Raw genomic sequence first — 267 nt, forward strand, 5'->3', positions numbered from 1 at the left:
TCGGAATGGTTGGTATAAACGTCGTAATTGAGCAGCGCGCCGCGGCCATAGTGCGGTTTGCTTTGCGTGCTCTGCTCACTGAAAGGCGTGACCCGCGCCGCGACCCAGTCCCGGGGGACCGTCAGCAACAGGCGCTGGGCCGTGCTGTCGTACTCTGCGCGTACCGACGTAAGCGTCGAGAGATTCACCTCTCCGGCTGGCACATGCGCGGGCGGCAGCCCGGCGCGGAGCAAATCCGCGCCCGAAATAAACCAGGCGCCCTCACGC

At 65.2% G+C, this 267-nt stretch carries 1 pseudogene; it reads right to left on the reverse strand.

The window, feature by feature from the left end:
• Window positions 1-267: pseudogene (locus tag RTW80_RS29480) on the reverse strand (fimbrial biogenesis outer membrane usher protein); the annotation flags it as partial.

The organism is Escherichia sp. AM3, from assembly GCF_032029835.1.
In the GTDB taxonomy this organism is placed as follows: Bacteria; Pseudomonadota; Gammaproteobacteria; order Enterobacterales; family Enterobacteriaceae; genus Escherichia; species Escherichia coli.